We start from the raw sequence: 20,037 nt of genomic DNA, 5'->3' as shown, positions 1-20,037 counted from the left end.
AACAGGACGCCATTCCTCGGCCAGCCACTCATACTCGCCTCGCCCGAAGCGAACGCTCGCAGACGCCACCCCTCGGCCCGCGTCGTTCGCGCCGGCCAAAGCGCTCAGCTCGGCGTCCGATCTTAAAAGGCGATCTTGAACTGGCCGCCAATGATGCGTGGTTCGTTGATCATGCCCGTCAGGTTGTTGAAGTCGATCGCGCTGATGCTGCGATACTGGTTGGTGATGTTGCGGACGAACGCGCCGACCTCATACCCCTGCGGCGATTTATAGCCGACCTTGAGCCCGCCTTCGAGCGACGACTTGCCGGTGAATTCGACGGCTTCATACAGGAAGAAGTTGATACGGCTGCGATAGACCCAGTCGGTATAGGCATAGACCTCGCCGCCGTTCGCGAGCGGGATGCCGTAGCGCGCGGTCCAGTTGGCTATCCAGCGCGGCGCCTGCGGAAGGTCGTTGCCGTCGATCACCGCGAACCCGTTGACGATTGGATCAAGCACGGTGCAGGTCGCGCATACCCCGACGCCGATGTTGCGGTCGCGGATCTCGGTGAAGTTGTAGCTGCCGCTCGCGGTCAACGTCAGTTCGGGCAATGGCCGCGCCTCGAACTCGCCCTCGACGCCGTAGCCAATCGCCTTGTTCGCGCTGATCAGCCGTGCCGAATTGCTGCTGCCGCCGACCGCGGTGATCTGCAGGTCCTTGGTGCTGTACCAATAGGCGTCGAGCGAGAAGTTCACTTTCCGATCGAGCAGCGTGCCCTTGAAGCCGCTTTCACCCGAGAACGTCGTCTGCTTGGGTGCGGTGCTCTGGACGCTGCCGAAGGTCACGCGGTCCTGGATCGCCGGGCCCTGATAGCCGGTGGCGAGCCGCGAATAGACGTTGATCGCGGGTGTCAGTTCATAGGTTGCGCTCGCGTCCCAGGTCACGTTCGAGCCACGGACGACCGCGCGCGCCGGCAGCGTGTCGCTGATCCCGGTGCCGGGGATCGGCGCGGTCACGAGGTCGTTGCGATAGTCGTGCGAATAGCGGACGCCCGCGCGCAACGTCAGTAGTTCGGTCGGCTTGGCCTCGATCGAGGCGAACGCGCCGTAATTCTCGTTGCGGTTGTCGTGGAAGATATCCTGGTCGAGGTCGGTCGCGCGCGATCCGGTACCGCCGAACGCATAGTCGTACTGGTGATAGCGCAGCGTCTGGTGGAAGTAATACAGCCCGCCCTGCAGGCGGATGCCGTTCAGGTCCTCGCTGGCGTAGCGCAGTTCCTGGCTGAACTCCTTGGGCTTGGTCAGGCCGCCGGTGTTCGACGGGAACAGCCCGACGCCGATCGCGCCGATCGTGCCGCCGAGGAACGTGTAGTTGTTGCCGCCGTCGACATCGCCGGTGCTCTCGACCTTGGCCTGCTCGTAGCCCGTGACCGAGTAGAAAGTGCCGATGCCGTCGAGATGATAGTCGAGCCGCAGGTTGGTCCCCCACTGCGTCAGGCTCTGGCTGGTATAGCCGTCGAGTGCGACATGCTTCGGGTCGAACCCGGTGTTGAAGTCGTTGGTGCCGGGCTTGAACAATCCGGCGCGAAAGATGCGCGGCGAGCCCGTAAGGTCACGGACGTGGACGTTCAACAACGCGTTGAAATCGCTGCTCGTATAGCCGAGCTGGAAGCGACCGGCGACGTCGCGATAGCCTTCGAGCTTGCGGTCGGCGTTACCCGTCGCGGAATCGTTGGTCACCCAATCGTCACGCGACTGGATCAAGCCCGATGCGCGGAAGGCGAAGCCGTTGCCGATCGGCAGGTTGAGCGCCGCCTCGCCGTTGATCGTGTTGTAGGTCGCCCAGGATCCGGTCGCGTAGCCCGAGACCTTGTCCGGGTTCGGCTTGGCGGAATCGATCTTCACGACGCCCGCGGGCGTGTTGCGGCCGAACAACGTCCCTTGCGGCCCGCGTAGCACTTCGACGCTTTGCAGATCGAAGACCGGGAACGACTTCAGCATCGGGTTCTCAAGCGCGACGTCGTCATACACCACCGACACCGGCTGCGCGGCGTTGGGATCGAAATCCGTGTTGCCGAGACCGCGGATATAGAAGCGCGGGAAGGTACGGCCGAACGAGGATTCGACCTGGAGGCTCGGCGTACGACCGGCGAGGAAGCGGATGTCGAGGCCGCTCGAATTGAGCACGTCCAGCTTTTCGCCGCTGATCGCGGTCACGGCGAGCGGCACGTCCTTCGATGATTCCCGACGGCGGGTCGCGGTGACGACGATGTCGCCGACGCCCTGTTCGTCAGCCGGAGCGGCGACGGCTTGCCCGGTCGGCGCCTGGTCCTGCGCGACGGCGGGTGTGGCAAAGACGAGTAACGGCGCGCTGGCAGCCAGCAGCTGGGCGATGGCAGGCGTACGAACGGGCAAGCGAATCATGGATGGTCCCCCCTTGGGCTTCGAACATCCTCCCGCGTCGATCCGTGTGACCCGGATCCGTCACCGACCGGTAACATCACTGCAACGCGCGGCAATAGACACGATCAGGCGCGATGCATTTTTGCCGGGCACCGCGACATCTTTGCCCCAGGTGGCGCCGCCGCCACGGTAACGTTCAGCGCTTGAGAGATCGCGGGTAGGGCGCGCGCATCGCGATCGCACTGTCTGACGAAGGACGACGGTCTGCGCGCGTAATGAGGGGGCAACCGGCTACCAGAGTACGCCCAAGCCGCACCTGCCCGATCTTACGAGGGCGCGGCGCGGTATCGCCAGTTTCTCACTGCGTCGGCTATTTGGAATAGGTTTGGATTACGACACTGGGCGACCATCGTACGTGTTGCGTGAGCCCGCGAATTTCGCGGATCACCACGATTGTGTCACCCCGCTGAAACGTACTTGGCATAGCGACTGCCGGTGAACCCGTGGTCCCCATCGTCCCCGTCGTCGACGAATTTCCTCCCGGCCAGGCTATCGGCGGTCATGCCGGGCGTCGCTGCGTTCTGCGTGTATTTCGCAATGTACGGGTTTCGCAAGCCGATCGCCGCGGCGGGGTTCGACGGCGTGCCGGCGGTGTTTGCCGGGATCGACTACAAGACGACGCTGATCCTGTCGCAGGCGGTCGGGTATGCGGTGTCGAAGATGATCGGGGTGCATGTCGTCTCGGTCCATCGGCCCGAGCATCGCACCCACCTGATCCTGTCGCTGATCGGTGCGGCGTGGGTGGCGCTGTTGCTGCTCGCGCTATTGCCCGCCCGGTTCGGCCCGCTGGCGATGCTGCTGAACGGTCTGCCGCTCGGGATGATCTGGGGGCTGGTGTTCAGTTATCTGGAGGGACGGCGCAATTCGGAGGTGCTCGCGTCGATCCTGACCGCGAGCTTCATCCTGTCGTCGGGCGTGACGCGATCGGTCGGCAGCCTGTTGCTCGAGCACGGCGTCAGCGCGTTCTGGATGCCGGCGCTCACGGGGCTGATCTTCACGCCGCTGCTGCTCGCGGGCATGGCGGCGCTTGCGCGATCCCCGCCGCCGGACGTCGCGGACTGCGAGGCGAGAGGTGTTCGCGGTCCGATGGATGCCGCAGCGCGGCGTGCCTATCTGCGGCGACATTTGGTGCCGGTGACGGCGCTGGTCGCGGGCTACACGATGCTCGCGGCACTGCGTGACCTGCGCGACAATTTCGCACCCGAACTGTGGATCGCGCTCGATCATCCGGCAACGCCCGCGCTCTATGTCGCGACCGAGGTGCCGGTCACGGTGATCGTATTGCTCGGCCTGGCCATGCTGGGGCTGGTGCGCGACAACCGGTATGCGGTGGTCACGATCCACGTCGTCATCATGGCGGGAGCCGCGATCCTGGCCGGATCGATGCTGGCGTTGCGCGCAGGGGCGATCGGTCCGGTGACCGGCATGATCCTGACCGGCATCGGTATCTACCTCGCTTATGCCCCGTTCAGCGCGATCCTGTTCGACCGCATCATGGCCGCGAGTCCGTCGCCCGGCACCGCCGGCTTCCTGATCTATCTAGCGGATGCGTTCGGCTATTCGGGCAGCATCGGGCTGTTGCTCATGCGCAGTACGACTACGCCAGGGCGCGACTGGCTCGGGTTGTTCCTCGATGCTGGGGTGCTGACCGGCTCGGCGTTGCTAGTGTTGACCTTCGTCTCGGCGCTGTGGTTTGTCCGCCACCCCCCGACGCGGTGAGCACGCTCAGGCGGTGTGGAGCCGGACGTCGGCGTGCCTCGCTGCCTCCGCGATCGCCGGTGGCACGGGCAGGTCGGTGACGAGATCGTGCACCTGCGCGAAGTCGGCGACGTGGACGGTGCCGGCGCGATCGAACTTCTCCGCATCGGCGACGACGATCACCCGGCGTGCGCCGTCGAGCAGTGCGCGCTTGTAGGCCGCTTCGTCGGGTTCGAAATCCATGAAGCCGCGCTTCGCTTCGATCGCACCCATCGACAGGATCGTCGCATCGGGCGAGAAACAGCGCGAGTAGCGGATCGCCTCGGCATCGAACGTCGCGCGATAGTCCACGTTGACCGCGCCGCCGGCCAGGAAGACGCGGATCCCGTCGCGACCGAGCATGTCGCTCGCAACCTCCAGATTATTCGTGACGATCGTCAGCCGTCGGCGATCGGCGAGCGCACGCGCGACCCAGCACGAGGTGGTGCCCGAATCGATCAGCACGGTCATCCCGTCCTCGATCAACGACGCGGCACGGCGCGCGATCGCCTGCTTCGCGTCCGCCTGCGCCTGCATCCGCAACCGGTATGGCGCTTCGAGCCGATTGTCGGGAAGCTTGACCCCGCCATGGACCTTGTACGCACGACCGCTCGCCTCGAGTTGCCGCACGTCGCGCCGGATGGTCTCGTCCGACACCGCGAAGTGATCGGCGAGCATCGTGATCGAACACGACCCTCGCGCCTCGAGCAACGCGACAAGACTGGCGATACGATCCGACTGCGTCACACGACTTCTCCCGTTCGGCCTGTTTCTCCGCATCTCCCGTTGGGCACAAGCCACAAAATACCAACTATATCCACACGATGTCACAGTCATGTCACACGGCGCTTGCAAGGGCTGCGTCATAGGATGCCCGGCAATACTCGGACCGTGGCAAGGGGAAGACGACATGACCAAGTGGATGATGGGGGCTGCGATCCTGGCGATCGCGGCGACGACAAATGCGCGCGCGCAGACGACTGTAACGCCGTCCGCGACGCCAGCTGGCGATGCAGAACAGCCGCGCGACGACGAGATCGTCGTGACCGGCCAGTCGACCGCATTCGCCAACACGCGCGTGACCGCGGCGATGATCGACCGCCAGTCCGCGCTCGCCAGCGTCAACGACGTCATCAACGAACTGCCCGGCGTGTTCGTCGCGGAGGGTGACGCTTTCGGCTCGTCCGACTGGGCGACCTCGATCAGCATCCGCGGCTTCAACAGCGGTGGCGGCGGTGGCCAGCAGATCGGCTCGACGATCGACGGCATGCCGAACGGCGGCTCGGGCTATGGCGGCGGATCGCGCGCCAATCGGTATATCGACGTGCTCGACCTCAAGACCGTCAACGTGTCGCAAGGGACCGCCGACATCTCGTCGCGCTCGAACGAAGCGCTCGGTGCGACGTTGGATTACGTGACCTCCGATCCGACCGCGGACAGCCGGTTGCGCTTCACCGCCGCCGGGGGTGATTTCGGGGCGCGCAAATTCTACGTGCGCGGCGATACCGGCACGATCGCGCCGAACACGACCGCCTATGTCAGCGCGTCGACCTCACGCGTGCGCGACTGGATCGGCGGATCGGGCAAAACGCGTCGGGATCACCTCGACGCAAAGGTGTTGAGCCGTGTCGGCACGGTCGATCTGACCGGCTTCATCTCGTACGACGATGCGGATGAATCCGAGTTCGGATCGGTATCGCCCGCGCAGTTCGCGAACGATCCGAACCATGACGCGTATACCGACAGCTGGACCGGGCTGCCGTATGTCGATCAGGCCTATCGCCCGACGTCGCGCGCGCTGCGCAAGAACCTGTTCGGGTATCTGAAGGCCCGTACCGAACTCGGCGAAGTGAAGCTGCAGGCGGCGGGCTATTATCACCGGATGCGCGGCCGGGGCGATTTCGCGCCGCCGTATCTGGTCGATGCGCGCAACGACGGCGCGGGCAATCCGGAAAGCGAATTTGTCGGCGGCCCGACCGTGCGCGGCACCGACGCGCTCGGCAAGATCTACTTCGTCACGCCGACCGGCGCGGCCGCGACGATGACCGCCGGGTGCGTCGGCACCAGCGGTGTGCCCGCGGAATACTCGCCCACCTGCTACGCATCCAACGCGATCCCGGTCATGTCGTACCGCCACACCCACTACAAGAACGACCGCATGGGCTTTACCAGCGACGTCGACTGGCAACACGATTTCGGCGTGGTCCAGAACCAGTTCCGCGCGGGTTTCTGGTTCGAGCACAGCCGCGCCAACCAGCTTCGCGACTGGCACAAGATCACCAACGCGCGGGTCGGGCCGGCCTTCGACGGCACGCCGTATTACGTCCAGTTCAGCACCGACTACGGGCTCGACGAAGTCATGTATTATGCCGAGGACGCGGTAAGCTACGGGCCGGTCACCGCACGGCTCGGCGTCAAGCAGTTCTTCCTCGACCAGAGCCGGACCGAACTGCTCGGCAATTTGAGCGCGACGTCGATCCAGTCGCATTCGGATCCGCTGATCAACGCCGGCCTGACCTATGCGACGCCGTTGCAGGGCATGGAACTGTTCGCCGGCTATTCGCAGAACTTCGCGGCGATCGGCAACGGTCCCCTCGGCCAGCCGCCCGAGACGATCCGCAACCTGCGACCGGAAACCGCGAACAACATCGAGATCGGTGCACGCTACAACACCGGACGGATCCAGGCGTCGCTGACCGGCTACGACATCAAGTTCAAGAACCAGATCGTCTCGATTTCGTCGAACCTCGTCACCGGGATCGACTATCTCGAACAGCAGGACAGCGTGTATCTCAACGTCGGCGGCGTGAAGAGCCGCGGTATCGAGGCGGCGTTGGCCTACCGAGTGCTGCCACCGCTGACGCTGTCGGGCAGCTTCACCTACAACCACGCGACCTATATCGGCACCGGCAACGCCGCGCAGGATGCCGACGTCGGCGTGACGCCCGGCCAGCAGGTGATCAACTCGCCGCGCACGATGTGGGTGGTCTCGGCGGACTACAAGAAGTCGATCTTCAAGGCTGGTATCGCCACCAAGTTCGTTGGCGACCGCAACATCGACACGCGTGGCGTCGCCAAGGCCGGCAGCTTCACGCTGGTGAGCGGCTATGTCGGTGCCGACCTGGAGGCGGTGAGCGAGCAGCTTAAGGGCGTGTCGTTCACGGTGCAGGCGACCAACCTGACCGATGAACGCTATCTGTCGAGTGCCGATGGCGGCTCGGCTTTCCTCGGTACCCCGCGGACCGTGACCGCGTCGCTGTCGCTCGACTTCTGATCTGAAACGGGCATGGTCCGCCGACGTTTGCGGATCATGCTCTTCTCCTGTGGATTGCCCCGATGACCGATGTCTCTCGCCGTACGCTGCTCGGGGCCAGCCTTGCCGGTGCGGCATTGTCTGCGTTTCCCGCAGCGATCGCGCGGGCGGCGGCGATTGCGCCGGACGTGAAGACGGGTTCGATCATGGATGTCGACCATGTCGTGATCCTGATGCAGGAGAATCGCGGCTTCGATCATTACTTCGGGTCGCTGCGCGGCGTCCGGGGCTTTGCGGACCGGTTGCCGATCCCGGTCCCGTCGGGGTCGGGTGCGACGAAGCCTGACCCGGTCTGGTATCAGCGTGACCGGACCGCACCCGGCGGTGCGCGCACTGTTTTGCCGTTCCACCTCGCCACGCGCATGAATTTCGACCTGATGCGGATGGAGGGCACGCCGCACAGCTGGCCCGACGCGCAGCGCGGCTGGGATGAGGGGCGGATGGCGCACTGGCCCGAGGCGAAGAGCCAGCGCGCGATGGGCCATTACCGGCGCGAGGACATCCCGTTCCAGTTCGCGCTCGCCGAGGCATTCACGGTCTGTGACGCGTATCACTGCTCGGTCCAGACCGGGACGAACACAAACCGCCTGTTCCTGTGGAGCGGGACCAACGATCCCGGCGGCACGCTGGGCGGTCCGGCGATCGGCAATTCGCACGACAGTTTCCCCGCGGACGGCGGCGCTGCCGAGCCGTATCGCTGGACGACGGTGGTCGAGCGGTTGCAGGCGAAGGGCGTCGACTGGCGCATCTACCAGGACATGGCAGACAATTTCACCGACAACCCGCTGGTCGGTTTCGCTACGTTTCGCGACGCGCACCAGGGTGACGGCGACGCCGTATTACGAGACCGCGCGCTGACGACGCGCGGACTGGACGTCTTGCGCGCCGACGTGCTCGCCGGGCGACTGCCGCAAGTCTCCTACGTCATCGCGACCGCTAAAGGCTCCGAGCATCCAGGCCCGTCGAGCCCTGCGCAAGGCGCCGCTTACACCGCCGAAGTGCTCGACGCGCTGACCGCCGACCCCAAGGTCTGGGCGCGGACCGTGTTGCTCGTGATGTTCGACGAGAATGACGGCTTCTTCGATCACGTCCCGCCGCCGGCGCCACCCTCGCATGCCGACGACGGCACGGTCCTCGGCGGATCGACGGTCGATCTCGAGGGCAGCTATCACCGCCACCCGAGCAAGGGCGATGCAGCGCTCGATCTCCCCGCCTATCGCGGCCGGGCTTATGGGCTAGGCCCGCGCGTGCCGATGTACGTCGTCTCGCCGTGGAGCCGGGGCGGGTGGGTCAATTCGCAGGTGTTCGATCACACCTCGGTGATCCGCTTCCTCGAACGCCGGTTCGACTTCCACGAGCCCAATATCGCACCGTGGCGCCGAGCGGTATGCGGCGACCTGACCTCGGCGTTCGACTTCACCGCTGCGGATCCCGCCCCGTTTGCCGCCATGCCCGATCCGCGCGTCGATGCGGTGCGCGCGGCGGCGATCCCCAGGCAGATAAGCCCCCAAGCGCCGCTCGGGGTAGCATTGCCCTGGCAGGAACCCGGCATTCGCCGCGCTCGCCCGCTGCCCTATGCCTTGACCGTCAGCGAGGCGGTCGGTGATGGCGCGATCCAGCTTCGGTTCGCCGTCGATGGCGCGCAGGCTGCGGTCTTCCACGTCTACGACCGGACCGACCTGACCCAGGCGCCACGCCGTTTCACGGTCGAACCCGGACGTGCACTGGACGGGCGCTGGGCGTTCGACGGCGAGGGGCGCTACGACCTCTGGGTGCTCGGCCCGAACGGCTTCCACCGTCATTTCATGGGACATCGTGACGACCCGGTGCCGTTATCCGACCTCGTCTGGCGCGCGACCAACACCGCGATGACGTTGACCCTTCCCAACGGGCACCGCACCCACAAGCTGGTCGCGCATGCCGAACGCGTGGGCGCGAAAACCGCGGTGACGCCGCTGGCCGAAGCGCAGAACAGCTGGCCGCTGAGCAACAGCTATGGCTGGTACGACATCACGGTCGTTGCCGGGACGGTCCCAAACTATCTGCGCCGGGTAGCGGGGCGGATCGACGCACCCGGCCGGATGACGTGCAGCGATCCGTTCGTCACCGCTCGGCCAATCTGACTTTCTTTCCGTTAGTCTCGGCGAGACCATGCACCGCGTCGCCGTACCCCCGCTGACAATGGTGGGACGGTACCGACCTGGTGTTCTGGCGAGATGGCGCTCCACTCGATGCGAATGTCAGGTTTGGGTCAGCCGTCCCCTGGCTCGTGCGTGTCACCAGCATGTCGAGCCTGGAACAGCCTTCGCCCTTCCGTGAAGTACACGACGCCCAGAACCGCGACGCCGATCGCCAGGTATCCGATCGCCAGCGGATAGGTCGTGCCGTCATAGGCCTGCCCTATGATGGAGCCGACGATCACCGCCCCGACGCTGGTGATGAAGCCCTGTATCGAGGATGCGGTACCGGCGATGTGTCCTACGGGCTCCATCGCCATGGCACCGAAGTTCGACCCGCACAGTCCTATGCACGTCATGCTGAGTGCCTGGAACAACATGTACGTCCCCAGCGACTCCCGTCCGACGCCGATCACCACGAGGTGGAGCAGCGACAAGGCGATCAGGGCGAGCAACGCGGACTGCGAGATGAGGCGGGTGCCAAGCCGCTCGACGAGGCGGCTGTTGGCAAAGGATGCGCAGGCCATCGAGAAGGCGCAGATGGCGAACAGGATCGTGAAGCGTTCGCCGGCATCGAACTCGTCGACGAAGATCTGCTGGGCGGAGGAGACGAAGGCGATGATGCCGCCGAACGTCATCGACGCCGCCACGGCATAGCCTGCGGAGAACCGGTTCGTTAGCGTCAATCGATAGGCGCGGCCGAGAGCTGCCCGCGATAGGGGGGAACGGCGTTCCACCGGCAGCGATTCACGCAGCCGGAGCGTGGACCAGGCGAGGACGACCGCCGCAAAGGTCGCCAGCGCATAGAAGATGAAGCGCCAGGGTCCGAACGCGAGCAGGACCTGGCCGAGGCTCGGCGCCATGATCGGCACCAGGAAGAAGATCATCTGGGCGACGGAGAGCGTGCGCGCCATCTGGCGGCCCGAATACCGGTCCCGCACGATCGCGACCGCGAGTACCCGCGTCGATGCGGACATGAGGCCCTGGAGCACGCGCGCGCCGAGAAGCGCGGAGAACGTCTGCGAACCTGCGGCGAAGATGCTGGCCGCCACGAAGCCGGCAAGGGTGATGAGCAGGATGGGTCTGCGGCCATATCTGTCGGCAAGCGGGCCGTAGACGAGCTGTCCGGCACCGAAGCCCAGCATGTAGACCGTGATGATCCACTGCCGGTGGTTCGCCGTCGTGATGGCAAGTTGATGGCCGATGTCGGCGAGCGCAGGGAGCATCAGGTCCACGCCCAACGCGTTGACCGCCATCAGCGCGGCGACGAACGCGACGAATTCGCCAGCGCGCATGGAGGTGGAAGTCTGCTTATCGATCATGGGGCCGTCATCTAGGACAGCAATTCACCAGTGACCATGCCTGCCGGCACGCTCAAAGCAACCTCTGTGACTGGCATCGCCGATACCAGTCACAGAGGCTATATACGATGGGCCAAGGAACGGGCTTCGCCGATCACAACGCTCACCCTATTTCCGGACCGTCACCGGTACATCGATCACTTTTTCGCGGCGGCCGCCGCCACCGTCGATCCGGTCTGCTTCGGCTTGACGTAGCGGTCGAGCCAGTCGGTCATCTGCCACAACGTCTCCTCGGTCGATTCCAGCGCGCGATAGCCGTGCGGCTCGTTGGGCAGGACGACGTAGCGTACCGTCGCGCCGTTGCCCTTCAGCGCCGCGTACATCCGCTCGGACTGGATCGGGAAGGTGCCGCTATTGTCGTCCGCGCCGCCATGGATCAGCAGGATCGGCGCCTTGATCCGGTCGGCGTAGGTGAACGGGCTCATTTCCGTATAGGTCGGCGTCGCCTGCCAATAGGTGCGCTGCTCGGCCTGGAAGCCGAACGGCGTCAGCGTGCGGTTGTAGGCGCCCGATCGTGCGATGCCGGCGCGGAACAGATCGGTATGCGCGAGCAGGTTGGCGGTCATGAACGCGCCGTAGCTGTGCCCGCCGACCGCCATGCGGGTCCGGTCGCCGACACCGAGTTTGACCACCGCGTCGACCGCAGCCTGCGCATCCTGCTGCAACTGTTTGACGTAGGTGTCGTTGGCCTCCACGCCGCCCTCGCCGATGATCGGCATCGAGGGATTGTCGAGGATCGCATAGCCCTGAGTCAGCAGGAACAGGTGGCTGATGCCGCGCGGGCGGACGAACCGGTTGCCCTGATCGACCGTCTGGCCGGCGACCTTCGCGTCGGTGAACTCCGCCGGATACGCCCACAGCAACGTCGGCAGCGGCCCGTCGCGTTTCGCGTCATAGCCGGCGGGCAGATACAGCGAGCCCGACAGCGGCAGTCCGTCGGCGCGCGGATAGGTGATTGTGCGCTGCGTGACGCCGGCAAAGACCGGGGCGGGATCGGCGAAGGCGGTGACGGCCTTTGCGCCGCCGCCCTTCACGCTGCGGATCATGTAGTTGGGCGCTAGCTTCGCGCTTTCGCGCCGCGTCAGGATGCGCTGTCCGCGCTCGTCGAGCAAGGCGACGACCGTTTCGTAATAGGGCGCCTTGGCGGTCCACAGTCGCGTGTGTTCGCCCCCGGCCAGCGGCATCGTCGCGAGGAAGGGGAACGCGCCCGCTTTGGTCGCGCCGTCGCCGGTGACGTACACGCCGTCATGCGCGGGCGTGAAGCGCATCACCGGTTTGCCGGCGGCATTGTCTTCGACCATCGGTTCGCCGGGATCACCGTATTGATCCTGATAGTTGAGCGTCGATATCGTCCGCGTCTGGCCCGGTCGCGATGGCGCGACGGCCAGGCGATGCTCGGTGCGTGTGCGCCACTCGCGGTCGACGACCACGGCGAAACCGTCGTCGCCCCATAGTGTCTCCGCATAACGGGCCGGGGTCTGCGCCAGTTCGACCGGCGCGGCATCGAACGGCGCGGGCTGCATCATCACCTTGTCGTGGAACGCGATCTTGGCGCGCGGATTGCCGCCGTCGAGTGCCTCGGCCCAGACCAGCGTCGCCGGTGCGTCGGACCGCCACATCGCCTCGCGCGGCCCCTTGACGGTGGCGTCGAAATCGACCGGCAGATCGTCGGCGAGCGGGCGATCGACCAGTGTCTTCACCGGTTGGCCGCCGATCGTCGACACGGCGATCTCGGTCGGGAAGAATCTGGCGGGCAGCAGATAGGAATACGGCCGCTTGAGCCGCTCGGTCAGCAGGTAGCGACCGTCCGGGGAGACGCTGAACTCGGTGATCAGACCCGGCGTTCCGATCGGCTGTGCCGCCCCCGCGAGATCGATCCGGACCAGTTGCCCGGTGAAGTAATGATCGAACAGCGCCTCGTCATGCGCATCGCCGAGCAGATCCTCATAGGTCCGCGCCGCCGAGGTGCGGCCGGCGCTTTCCTGAATTACCGGGCCGGTGGGAGTGCTGCTTGCGACGGGCGCCGCGCCGCGACCGGCGGGCACGGTATTGGCGACCAGCGTCTTGCTGTCCGGCATCCAGGCGAAGGGCGTGCCGAACGTGCCGTTCAGCCCTTTGGCGACGGCGCGGGCGCTGCCGTCGCGCTCGGCGATCCATAGCGACAGGCCATCGGCCTCTTGCGCGTAGAAGGCGAGGCGGGTGCCGTCGGGCGACCAATTGGGCGCGGCGAAGCGCAAGCCGGCGGGCAGCTTGACCGCGACGGTCCGGCCCGAGCCGACGTCCTTGAAGCTGAGCGCGTTCAGCCATTGCACGCGGACCTCGGCCTGGCCGTTGGTGGCGGGATCGATGCGGTAGCCGCCCAGCCGCAGGATCGGCTTCGACAGATTGGCGATCGACGGCAGGTTCTCACGCCTCAGGATCGCGAGCGTCCGGTGATCGGGGCTGACGGTGACGAAGGGGGTGGGCGGCGTCTCCAGCGCCTTGGCGATAGCATCGGGCGCGCGATGATAGGCGCTGCCGCCGGGCGTCTGAGCGGCGGCGGCGGTGGTGAGGAGCAGGGCGATCAGACAGGCACCGACGCGCATTCGAATTCCTTTGTCTCTGTCGCCAGGCCGTTCGGCGCCTGCGATCTGCAGGGGCCAACGACGATGCGAAAGGCCAGAGCTTACGAGAGTTTCGTCGTGGAGCAAGGTGTTGGACCGACCTTGGGGTCTCCACGAACCCGAATGAACGAGTGGCTGCCGTCGTGGAGTCGCTAACGGTCGGTGAGAGGCTGCGGCGGACGTGTGCCAGCGCCGCCTCAAGGGCAGTAAACGGCGCAAATCTGACCGCATTGAGTGTGCTAGCAGGCGTGCATGAACTATCTCATGCTAGCAATCGCGATTGTCTCCGAGGTTTGTGCCACGACCGCCATGAAGCAGTCGAATGGTTTCACCCGCCTGCCTTGGACGGTCGTTACCGTCATCGGGTACGGCATTGCCTTCTACTTCCTGTCGCTGACCCTGCGTACGATCCCGACAGGCATTGCATACGCGATTTGGTCAGGCGCCGGCATTGTCCTGATCTCGGCCGCTGCATGGGCGTTCCAGGGTCAGAAGCTCGATGCCGCTGCTGTGACCGGAATGGGCCTGATCGTCGCCGGCGTCATCGTCATGAACGTGTTCTCCAACTTTTCGGGCCACTGAGAGTGGCTGGGACTTTCCGAGCTTGCGACTATCCGGGAACCAGCGAAACCTATCGCAGGTTGCTCCGTGTACGAGGCGTTGCGATTTTGCGGGAAGGTATCCGGTGGCACAGGAAGTCGAACTGAAGCTGGTATTGGATGCCGCGTCGGCCAATGCCTTTGCGGGGTCCGACCTGGTCGATCGCCCGGCGAGTACGCGGCAAATGCACGCCGTCTATTTCGACACGCCCGATCTGGCGCTTTCGAAAGCTGGCGTCTCGTTGCGCATCCGCCGATCCGGCGACATGCTGACACAGACGATCAAGGTCGCGGATGCGAAGGCGGCGGGCCTCTTCGCGCGGTCCGAATGGGAAATGGAGGTGTCCGGCATGATACCGGTCGTCGACGATCGGACCCCTATTCCGGCGCTGCTAGGCGACGATGCCGGCACCGTCGCTCCGATCTTCACGGTCGCGGTCGAGCGCCTGATGTGGATGGTCGACTACGACGAGGCGTCGATCGAACTAGTGTTGGATCGTGGGTACGTCGCCGCGGGTGACCGTCAGTCGCCAGTCTGCGAGCTCGAGCTGGAGTTGAAGCGGGGAGAGCCCGCCACCTTGTTTGCACTGGCCAAGACGATAGCGGCACATTCTCCGGTCCGCCTGGGCATCGTGACCAAGTCGGAGCGCGGCTACGCCCTGCTTCGTCCCATATCCAGGGCATGCAAGACGGAGCGGGTCGCGCTCAGCCGGACCGCATCCGCGGCGGACGCTTTCGAGGCAGTCGCCGGCTCATGCATACGCCAATACCGCCTGAACGAGACTATCCTGCTCGACCAGGCCGACGCCGAGGCACTGCATCAGGCGCGCGTGGCGTTGCGTCGGCTGCGATCCGCCTTTTCGATCTTCAAGCCCTTGCTCGACGGCGACGAGGTACCGCATTTCCGCAGCGAGTTGCGATGGCTGGGCTCGGTGTTGGGCGAAGCGCGAGACCTGGACGTGTTGCTGGCGAAAGCGAAGCCTGGCGTCGCACTGTTCCAGGATCTCATCCGGGCGCGCGATGCCGCCTATGCCGCGGTCGACACCGCGCTGAGCTCAGACCGGGTTCGTGCCCTGTTGCTCGATCTGACGGAGTGGCTGGTATGCGGGGCATGGCGCACCGCGCCGTCGATGCGCGATGCTCTGGACGCGCCGGCAAGGCAGTTCGCGGCGGAGACGCTGCACAAGCTGCGTCGGCGCGTCGGCAAGCGTGGTCGATCGCTCCCCACGCAGGCGGACGAGGAAAGGCATGAAGTCCGCAAGGCTGCCAAACGGCTCCGCTACGGGGCGGAGTTTTTCGGCTCCCTGTTCCCGGGCACGAAGCGTGCGCGGCGCTATGGGAAGTTCTTGAAGTCGCTGGAAAAGCTGCAGGATCAGCTCGGCGCGCTAAACGATATGGCGACGGCGCCGACGGTTCTGGACCGGCTGGGCCTGTGGGACGAACCCGGTGCCAGGAGCCTGTTGGCACACCGCAAGAAATCGAAGATCATCGACGCCGCAGCCGAGGCGTACGACGACCTCCAGGATCGCAAGACGTTCTGGGGTTAGCGCCGGACGATTGGCGCCCGGTCAGACGATCGCGTCGGATGCGGCCGAGCTTCAGCCGGCCTACTTCACCTTTACCGCCGACATGAAGAATGGCGGACGTTGTTAAGGCCGCGCAGATTTGTCGGATTGCCCCAAGGACGCTGTCCCCGTCGTGTAAGAATACCGGTCTAAGCGGCCCAGCATAGCTTCTGGAGCATGTGTTGAGCTGGCTGCGTGGCATCGATCGGTGGTTTCTCGCAGAGGTGCTACCGCATGCGCCGGCCTATCGCGCGAAAGCGGCGTATCTGTGCGGCCGCGACAACGCCGAGGATCTGGTCCAGGACGCCTATGCTCGGGTCCTGAAGACGCCGGATTATCGTACGATCGTCACGCCGCGCGGCTTCGTTTTGACGATCGTGCACAATCTGGCGCTCGAACGATTGCGACGGGCGAACGTGGTGCGGATCGATGCGTTCGCCTCGCTCGATCTCCTGGGTGTCGCGGACCCGGCGCCCGATGCGTTTGCGGTGGCGTCGGGGCGATCCGAGTTGCAACGCCTGCTCGACCTGATCGACACGCTGCCCGCGCAATGTTCGCGCGTCCTGCGCATGCGGAAGGTCGAGGGGATGCCGCCGGGTGACATCGCCGAAGCGCTTTGCATATCGGTCTCGACCGTGGAAAAGCATATCGCTAAGGGGCTGGCGCTCATCACGAGAGCCCGGCGCGATAGCGAAGCGCAGGCGGAGGAAGCGTGCCCGGCCATTCCGACATCCCGCAGCGTCATGCCGACCTGACCGACGAGGCTGCCGGCTGGCTGGCCGCGCTCGACGCGGGATCGGCGGATGTCGCGGCATTCGAGGCATGGCGCGACGCCGATATTCGCCATGCCGTGGCTTTTGCCGAGGTGGCCGGGACGTGGCGCGATCTGGATGGCCTGCGTGGCTCACGGGGCGAGACGAGGGCTTCGTCTGAAGCGCAGCCTGCGTCGAAAATCGTCGCGTGGCCGAACCGGCGCCAGCTCCTGCGTGCTGCAGGCTCGATCGTCGGTGTCGCGGCGGTCGGCGGGGGCATCGCCTACCGCGCTGCGGCGCGCGATATGGCGGAGACCCGGGTCGGTCAGCGGATGGCGGTCGCGGTGACGCCCGGCATCTCGCTCGATCTGAATACCGATAGTCGCGTCTACTGGCGGACGGGTGCGCCTGCGCGGCTCTGGCTCGATCGCGGCGAGATCGCGCTGCGGCTAGCGGCCGACCAGCGCCTGCAGTTGCTGACGCCGGGCGGGCAGTTCCAGCTCGATCCCGGGGCGTACAACGTCCGGCTGCGCGGTCCGGGGTGCGAGCTGGCGGTGCTGACGGGTGGCATCGCCGATGGATCGACGATGCGCATCGCTTCGGGCGAGGTCGCGCTCGTCACGGCGGGGCAGGCCAGTATTCGAGCGCGTGACGATATCAGCGGGGTCACCGCGTGGCAGCACGACACGCTGGTGCTCAACGGCGAAAGCCTCGACTATGCGGTCGCGGAGATGAATCGGTATCTGCCGAACAAGATCGTGATCGGCGACCCCGCGCTGTCGCGGCTCCGGGTGGGCGGCAGTTTCGCGACCACCAGGCCGGCGGAATTCCTGCGCGCGCTGCGCAGCTCGTTCGGAATCCGCGCGACCGCGGGCCCATCCGGAGGAATAGTCCTGACTCGCGCGTAAAGTTTATTTTCGCGGTCGATGGCGGTTTGTCCGCGCTCATCCATCCCTGCTCCGACACACGGTGCGATGCGGGGATTTCATGTTCAAGTTTCTGACGACGACGGCCATCATGGCGGTGGTGGCGATTCCCGCTGCTGCCAGTGCGCAGGCGAAGGCGGCAAGCGTCGCGTTCGACATCAAGGCGTCCGACACCGCGACCGCGCTCAACGCGTTCGCGCGGCAGGCGGGTGTGCATGTCAGCTTTCCCTACGACGCCGTCGCCAATCGTCGTTCGACAGCGCTGCGCGGTCGGTTCACGCGCGGCGAGGCGCTCCGCCGTCTGATCGCGGGGCAGGGGCTGATGATCGCCGAGGAAACCCCCTCGATGATATCGCTCAAGGTGACCCCGGCCGAACCGCCACAGGACTCCACCGACGCTGCGACCGCCAGTACGCCCGGGCAGGATATTGTCGTGCTCGGCCAAGGCCAGTCCCGCCAGGTGCAGACGGTGTCGGCCAAGGCGATGGCGAAGCTGACCGGCGGCTCGTCGCCGTTGCGCTCGCTCGGCCGGTTGCCCGGCGTGAACTTCGACTCGTCCGACGCGCACGGCACGTATGAGGCGGCGACTCAGCTCTCGATCCGCGGTTTCCTCACCGACCAGATGGGCTTCACGCTCGACGGCGTGCCGCTCGGCAACATGCAGTACCGCAACAACAACGGCCTTTCGATCAACCGGGCGCTGCTCAGCGAGAACAACGGCGCTGCGACGCTCTCGCAGGGGAGCGGCGCGCTTGGCACGGCCTCGACCAGCAACATCGGCGGCACCGTCGATTTCACCTCGATCGACCCCACCGACAAACTCGGCATCGATCTCGAGCAAAGCTACGGCAGCGCCAATTCGTGGCGTTCGTTCGCTCGCGTCAACAGCGGCGAGCTGCCGTGGGGCGGGCGGCTGGCGGTGTCCTACGCGCATGACCGTCAGGGCAAATGGCGTGGCTGGGGCAAGCAGGTGCAGGACCAGTTCAACGCGAAATACGTCCAGCCGCTCGGCGACGCGGTCAAGTCGACCACGTTCCTCAACCTGATCGATCGGCGCGAGGACGATTACAACGACGTCTCGCTCGCCCGCCTCAAGGCCTATGGCTACAAGTTCGACAACATTCGCGATTTCGCGCTGGCCGAGCAACTCGCGACGATCGTCCAGAACGGCGGCACCCCGCCGGCACCGTTCGCGGCCGCCGACGACACGATCTATCAGGGCGGCGGCGTACGGCGCGATCTGCTGGCGTACGAGAAGCTCGACTATGCGCTCGGGGCTCGGCTGAGCGGTTTCACGACCGGCTACATCCATCTCGACAAGGGTATCGGCACCTATGCGAGCCCGTACGACCCGACGCCCGCCGCGTTTGGCGGCTCGCCCGTCTCGGTGTCCGCGCTCCGCTACGCCATCAACCGGAAGGGCGTGATCTCTCGCCTCAAGTTCGACGCCGGCGATCACAAGATCGAAGGGGGAATCTGGTACGAGCGCAATGCCTTCGATCAGGGTTCGTATCTCTACGGCCTGCAAAAGGGCGTCGCGCCGAGCGAGTTCCAGCAATTCTACACCAACCCGTTCAAGACCAATTTCTACAATGAATACGTCACGAACACCGTCCAGCTCGACATCAACGACACGTGGCAGGCGACCGACGCGCTGCGGCTGAACGCGGGCGTGAAGGGCGTGGTCTCGACCAACCGCGCGCACAGCGTGGTCAGCACCAAGCCGATCGACGGCTCGATCCAGGCGAAGAACTGGTTCCTGCCGACCGTCGGCGCGTTCTACACGCTGGACGAGAACAACGAGGTGTTCGCGGACTATACCCGCAACATGGCAGCGTTCGTCGCGTCCACCTCCAGCGGCCCGTTCTCGAGCAGTTCGCAGGCCGGGTTCGATTTCATCCGCAGCGGCCTGAAACCCGAGATGACCAACACGTTCGAGGCCGGTTATCGCTTCCACGATCGTAATCTTCAGCTCTCACTGACCGGCTATTACGTGAAGTTCTCCAACCGCCTGCTCGCCTCGTCGATCAGCGCGACCATCGTCGGCAACCAGAACGTGCTCCAGAACGTCGGCGGCGTCTCGTCGAGGGGCGCCGAAGCGGCCGCCAGCTGGAAGTTCGCGCGCGGCTGGTCGCTCTACGGCAGCTATGCCTATAACGACGCGACCTATGACGACGATGTCCAGCCGCTTGGCGGCGCGCTCGTCGCCACCAAGGGCAAGCAGGTAGTGGCGTCGCCCAGGAACGTCGGCACTGCCGAACTCAACTACGACGACGGCACGATCTGGGGCGGGGTCAACGCGCATTATCGCAGCGCCCGCTATTACAGCTATCTCAATGACGCGAAGCTGCCCGGCGCGGTCAACGTCAACCTGTCGGCAGGCTATCGGTTCAGCCGCATGTTCGACGTTCAGTTCAACCTGACGAACGTATTCGACAAGAAATACATCGCCTCGACCGGGACCGCCGGTTTCGTCACGTCCGATCCGAACGGCACGTACACGACGCTGCAAACCGCCGCACCGCGCCAGGTGTTCGGCACCGTTCGCGTCCACTTTTGA

Annotated in this window: 12 protein-coding genes; 8 read left to right on the top strand and 4 right to left on the bottom strand. The window is 65.5% G+C overall.

Annotation, left to right across the window (positions count from 1 at the left end):
- Window positions 1–122: 122 nt before the first annotated feature.
- Window positions 123–2,405 (bottom strand): TonB-dependent receptor, encoded by a 2,283-nt coding sequence (locus IFT67_RS18615; protein ID WP_197983161.1) that lies wholly within the window; start codon window positions 2,403–2,405, stop codon window positions 123–125.
- 540 nt (window positions 2,406–2,945) lie between these two features.
- On the opposite strand from IFT67_RS18615, the gene IFT67_RS18610 reads away from it, so the two are divergent.
- Window positions 2,946–4,163: a DUF5690 family protein gene (locus IFT67_RS18610; RefSeq protein WP_192239591.1), complete on the top strand. Its 1,218-nt coding sequence runs from the start codon at window positions 2,946–2,948 to the stop codon at window positions 4,161–4,163.
- Window positions 4,164–4,169: 6 nt separating this feature from the next.
- Here IFT67_RS18610 and IFT67_RS18605 read toward each other — a convergent pair whose 3' ends face one another.
- On the bottom strand, window positions 4,170–4,928 hold the full coding sequence (locus IFT67_RS18605) for a DeoR/GlpR family DNA-binding transcription regulator (RefSeq protein WP_342450651.1): 759 nt from the start codon (window positions 4,926–4,928) through the stop codon (window positions 4,170–4,172).
- A gap of 163 nt (window positions 4,929–5,091) precedes the next feature.
- Between IFT67_RS18605 and IFT67_RS18600 the strand changes: the two genes are divergently transcribed.
- A complete protein-coding gene (locus IFT67_RS18600) occupies window positions 5,092–7,455 on the top strand; it encodes a TonB-dependent receptor domain-containing protein (RefSeq protein WP_192239589.1) in 2,364 nt (787 codons plus the stop codon).
- A 62-nt stretch (window positions 7,456–7,517) separates the two neighbouring features.
- On the top strand, window positions 7,518–9,617 hold the full coding sequence (locus tag IFT67_RS18595; RefSeq protein ID WP_192239588.1) for a phosphocholine-specific phospholipase C: 2,100 nt from the start codon (window positions 7,518–7,520) through the stop codon (window positions 9,615–9,617).
- Between the two features lie 128 nt (window positions 9,618–9,745).
- On the opposite strand, the gene IFT67_RS18590 is transcribed toward IFT67_RS18595, so the two are convergent.
- The gene (locus IFT67_RS18590; protein WP_192239621.1) at window positions 9,746–10,966 is read right to left on the bottom strand and encodes a multidrug effflux MFS transporter; all 1,221 of its coding nucleotides are present in this window, start codon (window positions 10,964–10,966) and stop codon (window positions 9,746–9,748) included.
- A 203-nt stretch (window positions 10,967–11,169) separates the two neighbouring features.
- The gene (locus IFT67_RS18585; RefSeq protein ID WP_192239587.1) at window positions 11,170–13,617 is read right to left on the bottom strand and encodes a S9 family peptidase; all 2,448 of its coding nucleotides are present in this window, start codon (window positions 13,615–13,617) and stop codon (window positions 11,170–11,172) included.
- Window positions 13,618–13,887: 270 nt separating this feature from the next.
- Between IFT67_RS18585 and IFT67_RS18580 the strand changes: the two genes are divergently transcribed.
- From IFT67_RS18580 to IFT67_RS18560, 5 genes are all read left to right on the top strand, one after another.
- Window positions 13,888–14,217 (top strand): DMT family transporter, encoded by a 330-nt coding sequence (locus IFT67_RS18580; RefSeq protein WP_192239586.1) that lies wholly within the window; start codon window positions 13,888–13,890, stop codon window positions 14,215–14,217.
- 103 nt (window positions 14,218–14,320) lie between these two features.
- Window positions 14,321–15,781 carry a CHAD domain-containing protein gene (locus IFT67_RS18575; RefSeq protein WP_192239585.1) on the top strand — a complete coding sequence of 487 codons (1,461 nt, stop codon included), beginning with the start codon at window positions 14,321–14,323 and terminating at the stop codon, window positions 15,779–15,781.
- A 200-nt stretch (window positions 15,782–15,981) separates the two neighbouring features.
- The gene (locus tag IFT67_RS18570; RefSeq protein WP_192239584.1) at window positions 15,982–16,554 is read left to right on the top strand and encodes an RNA polymerase sigma factor; all 573 of its coding nucleotides are present in this window, start codon (window positions 15,982–15,984) and stop codon (window positions 16,552–16,554) included.
- The gene (locus tag IFT67_RS18565; RefSeq protein ID WP_192239583.1) at window positions 16,512–17,459 is read left to right on the top strand and encodes a FecR domain-containing protein; all 948 of its coding nucleotides are present in this window, start codon (window positions 16,512–16,514) and stop codon (window positions 17,457–17,459) included. Before IFT67_RS18570 ends, IFT67_RS18565 begins: the two co-directional genes overlap by 43 nt.
- 79 nt (window positions 17,460–17,538) lie before the next feature.
- A complete protein-coding gene (locus tag IFT67_RS18560; RefSeq protein WP_192239582.1) occupies window positions 17,539–20,037 on the top strand; it encodes a TonB-dependent receptor in 2,499 nt (832 codons plus the stop codon).

The organism is Sphingomonas sp. CFBP 13728 (assembly GCF_014841895.1).
GTDB lineage: Bacteria > Pseudomonadota > Alphaproteobacteria > Sphingomonadales > Sphingomonadaceae > Sphingomonas.
The sequence above is the reverse complement of the archived record's forward strand: the minus strand, read 5'-3'. Positions and strand labels throughout refer to the sequence as shown.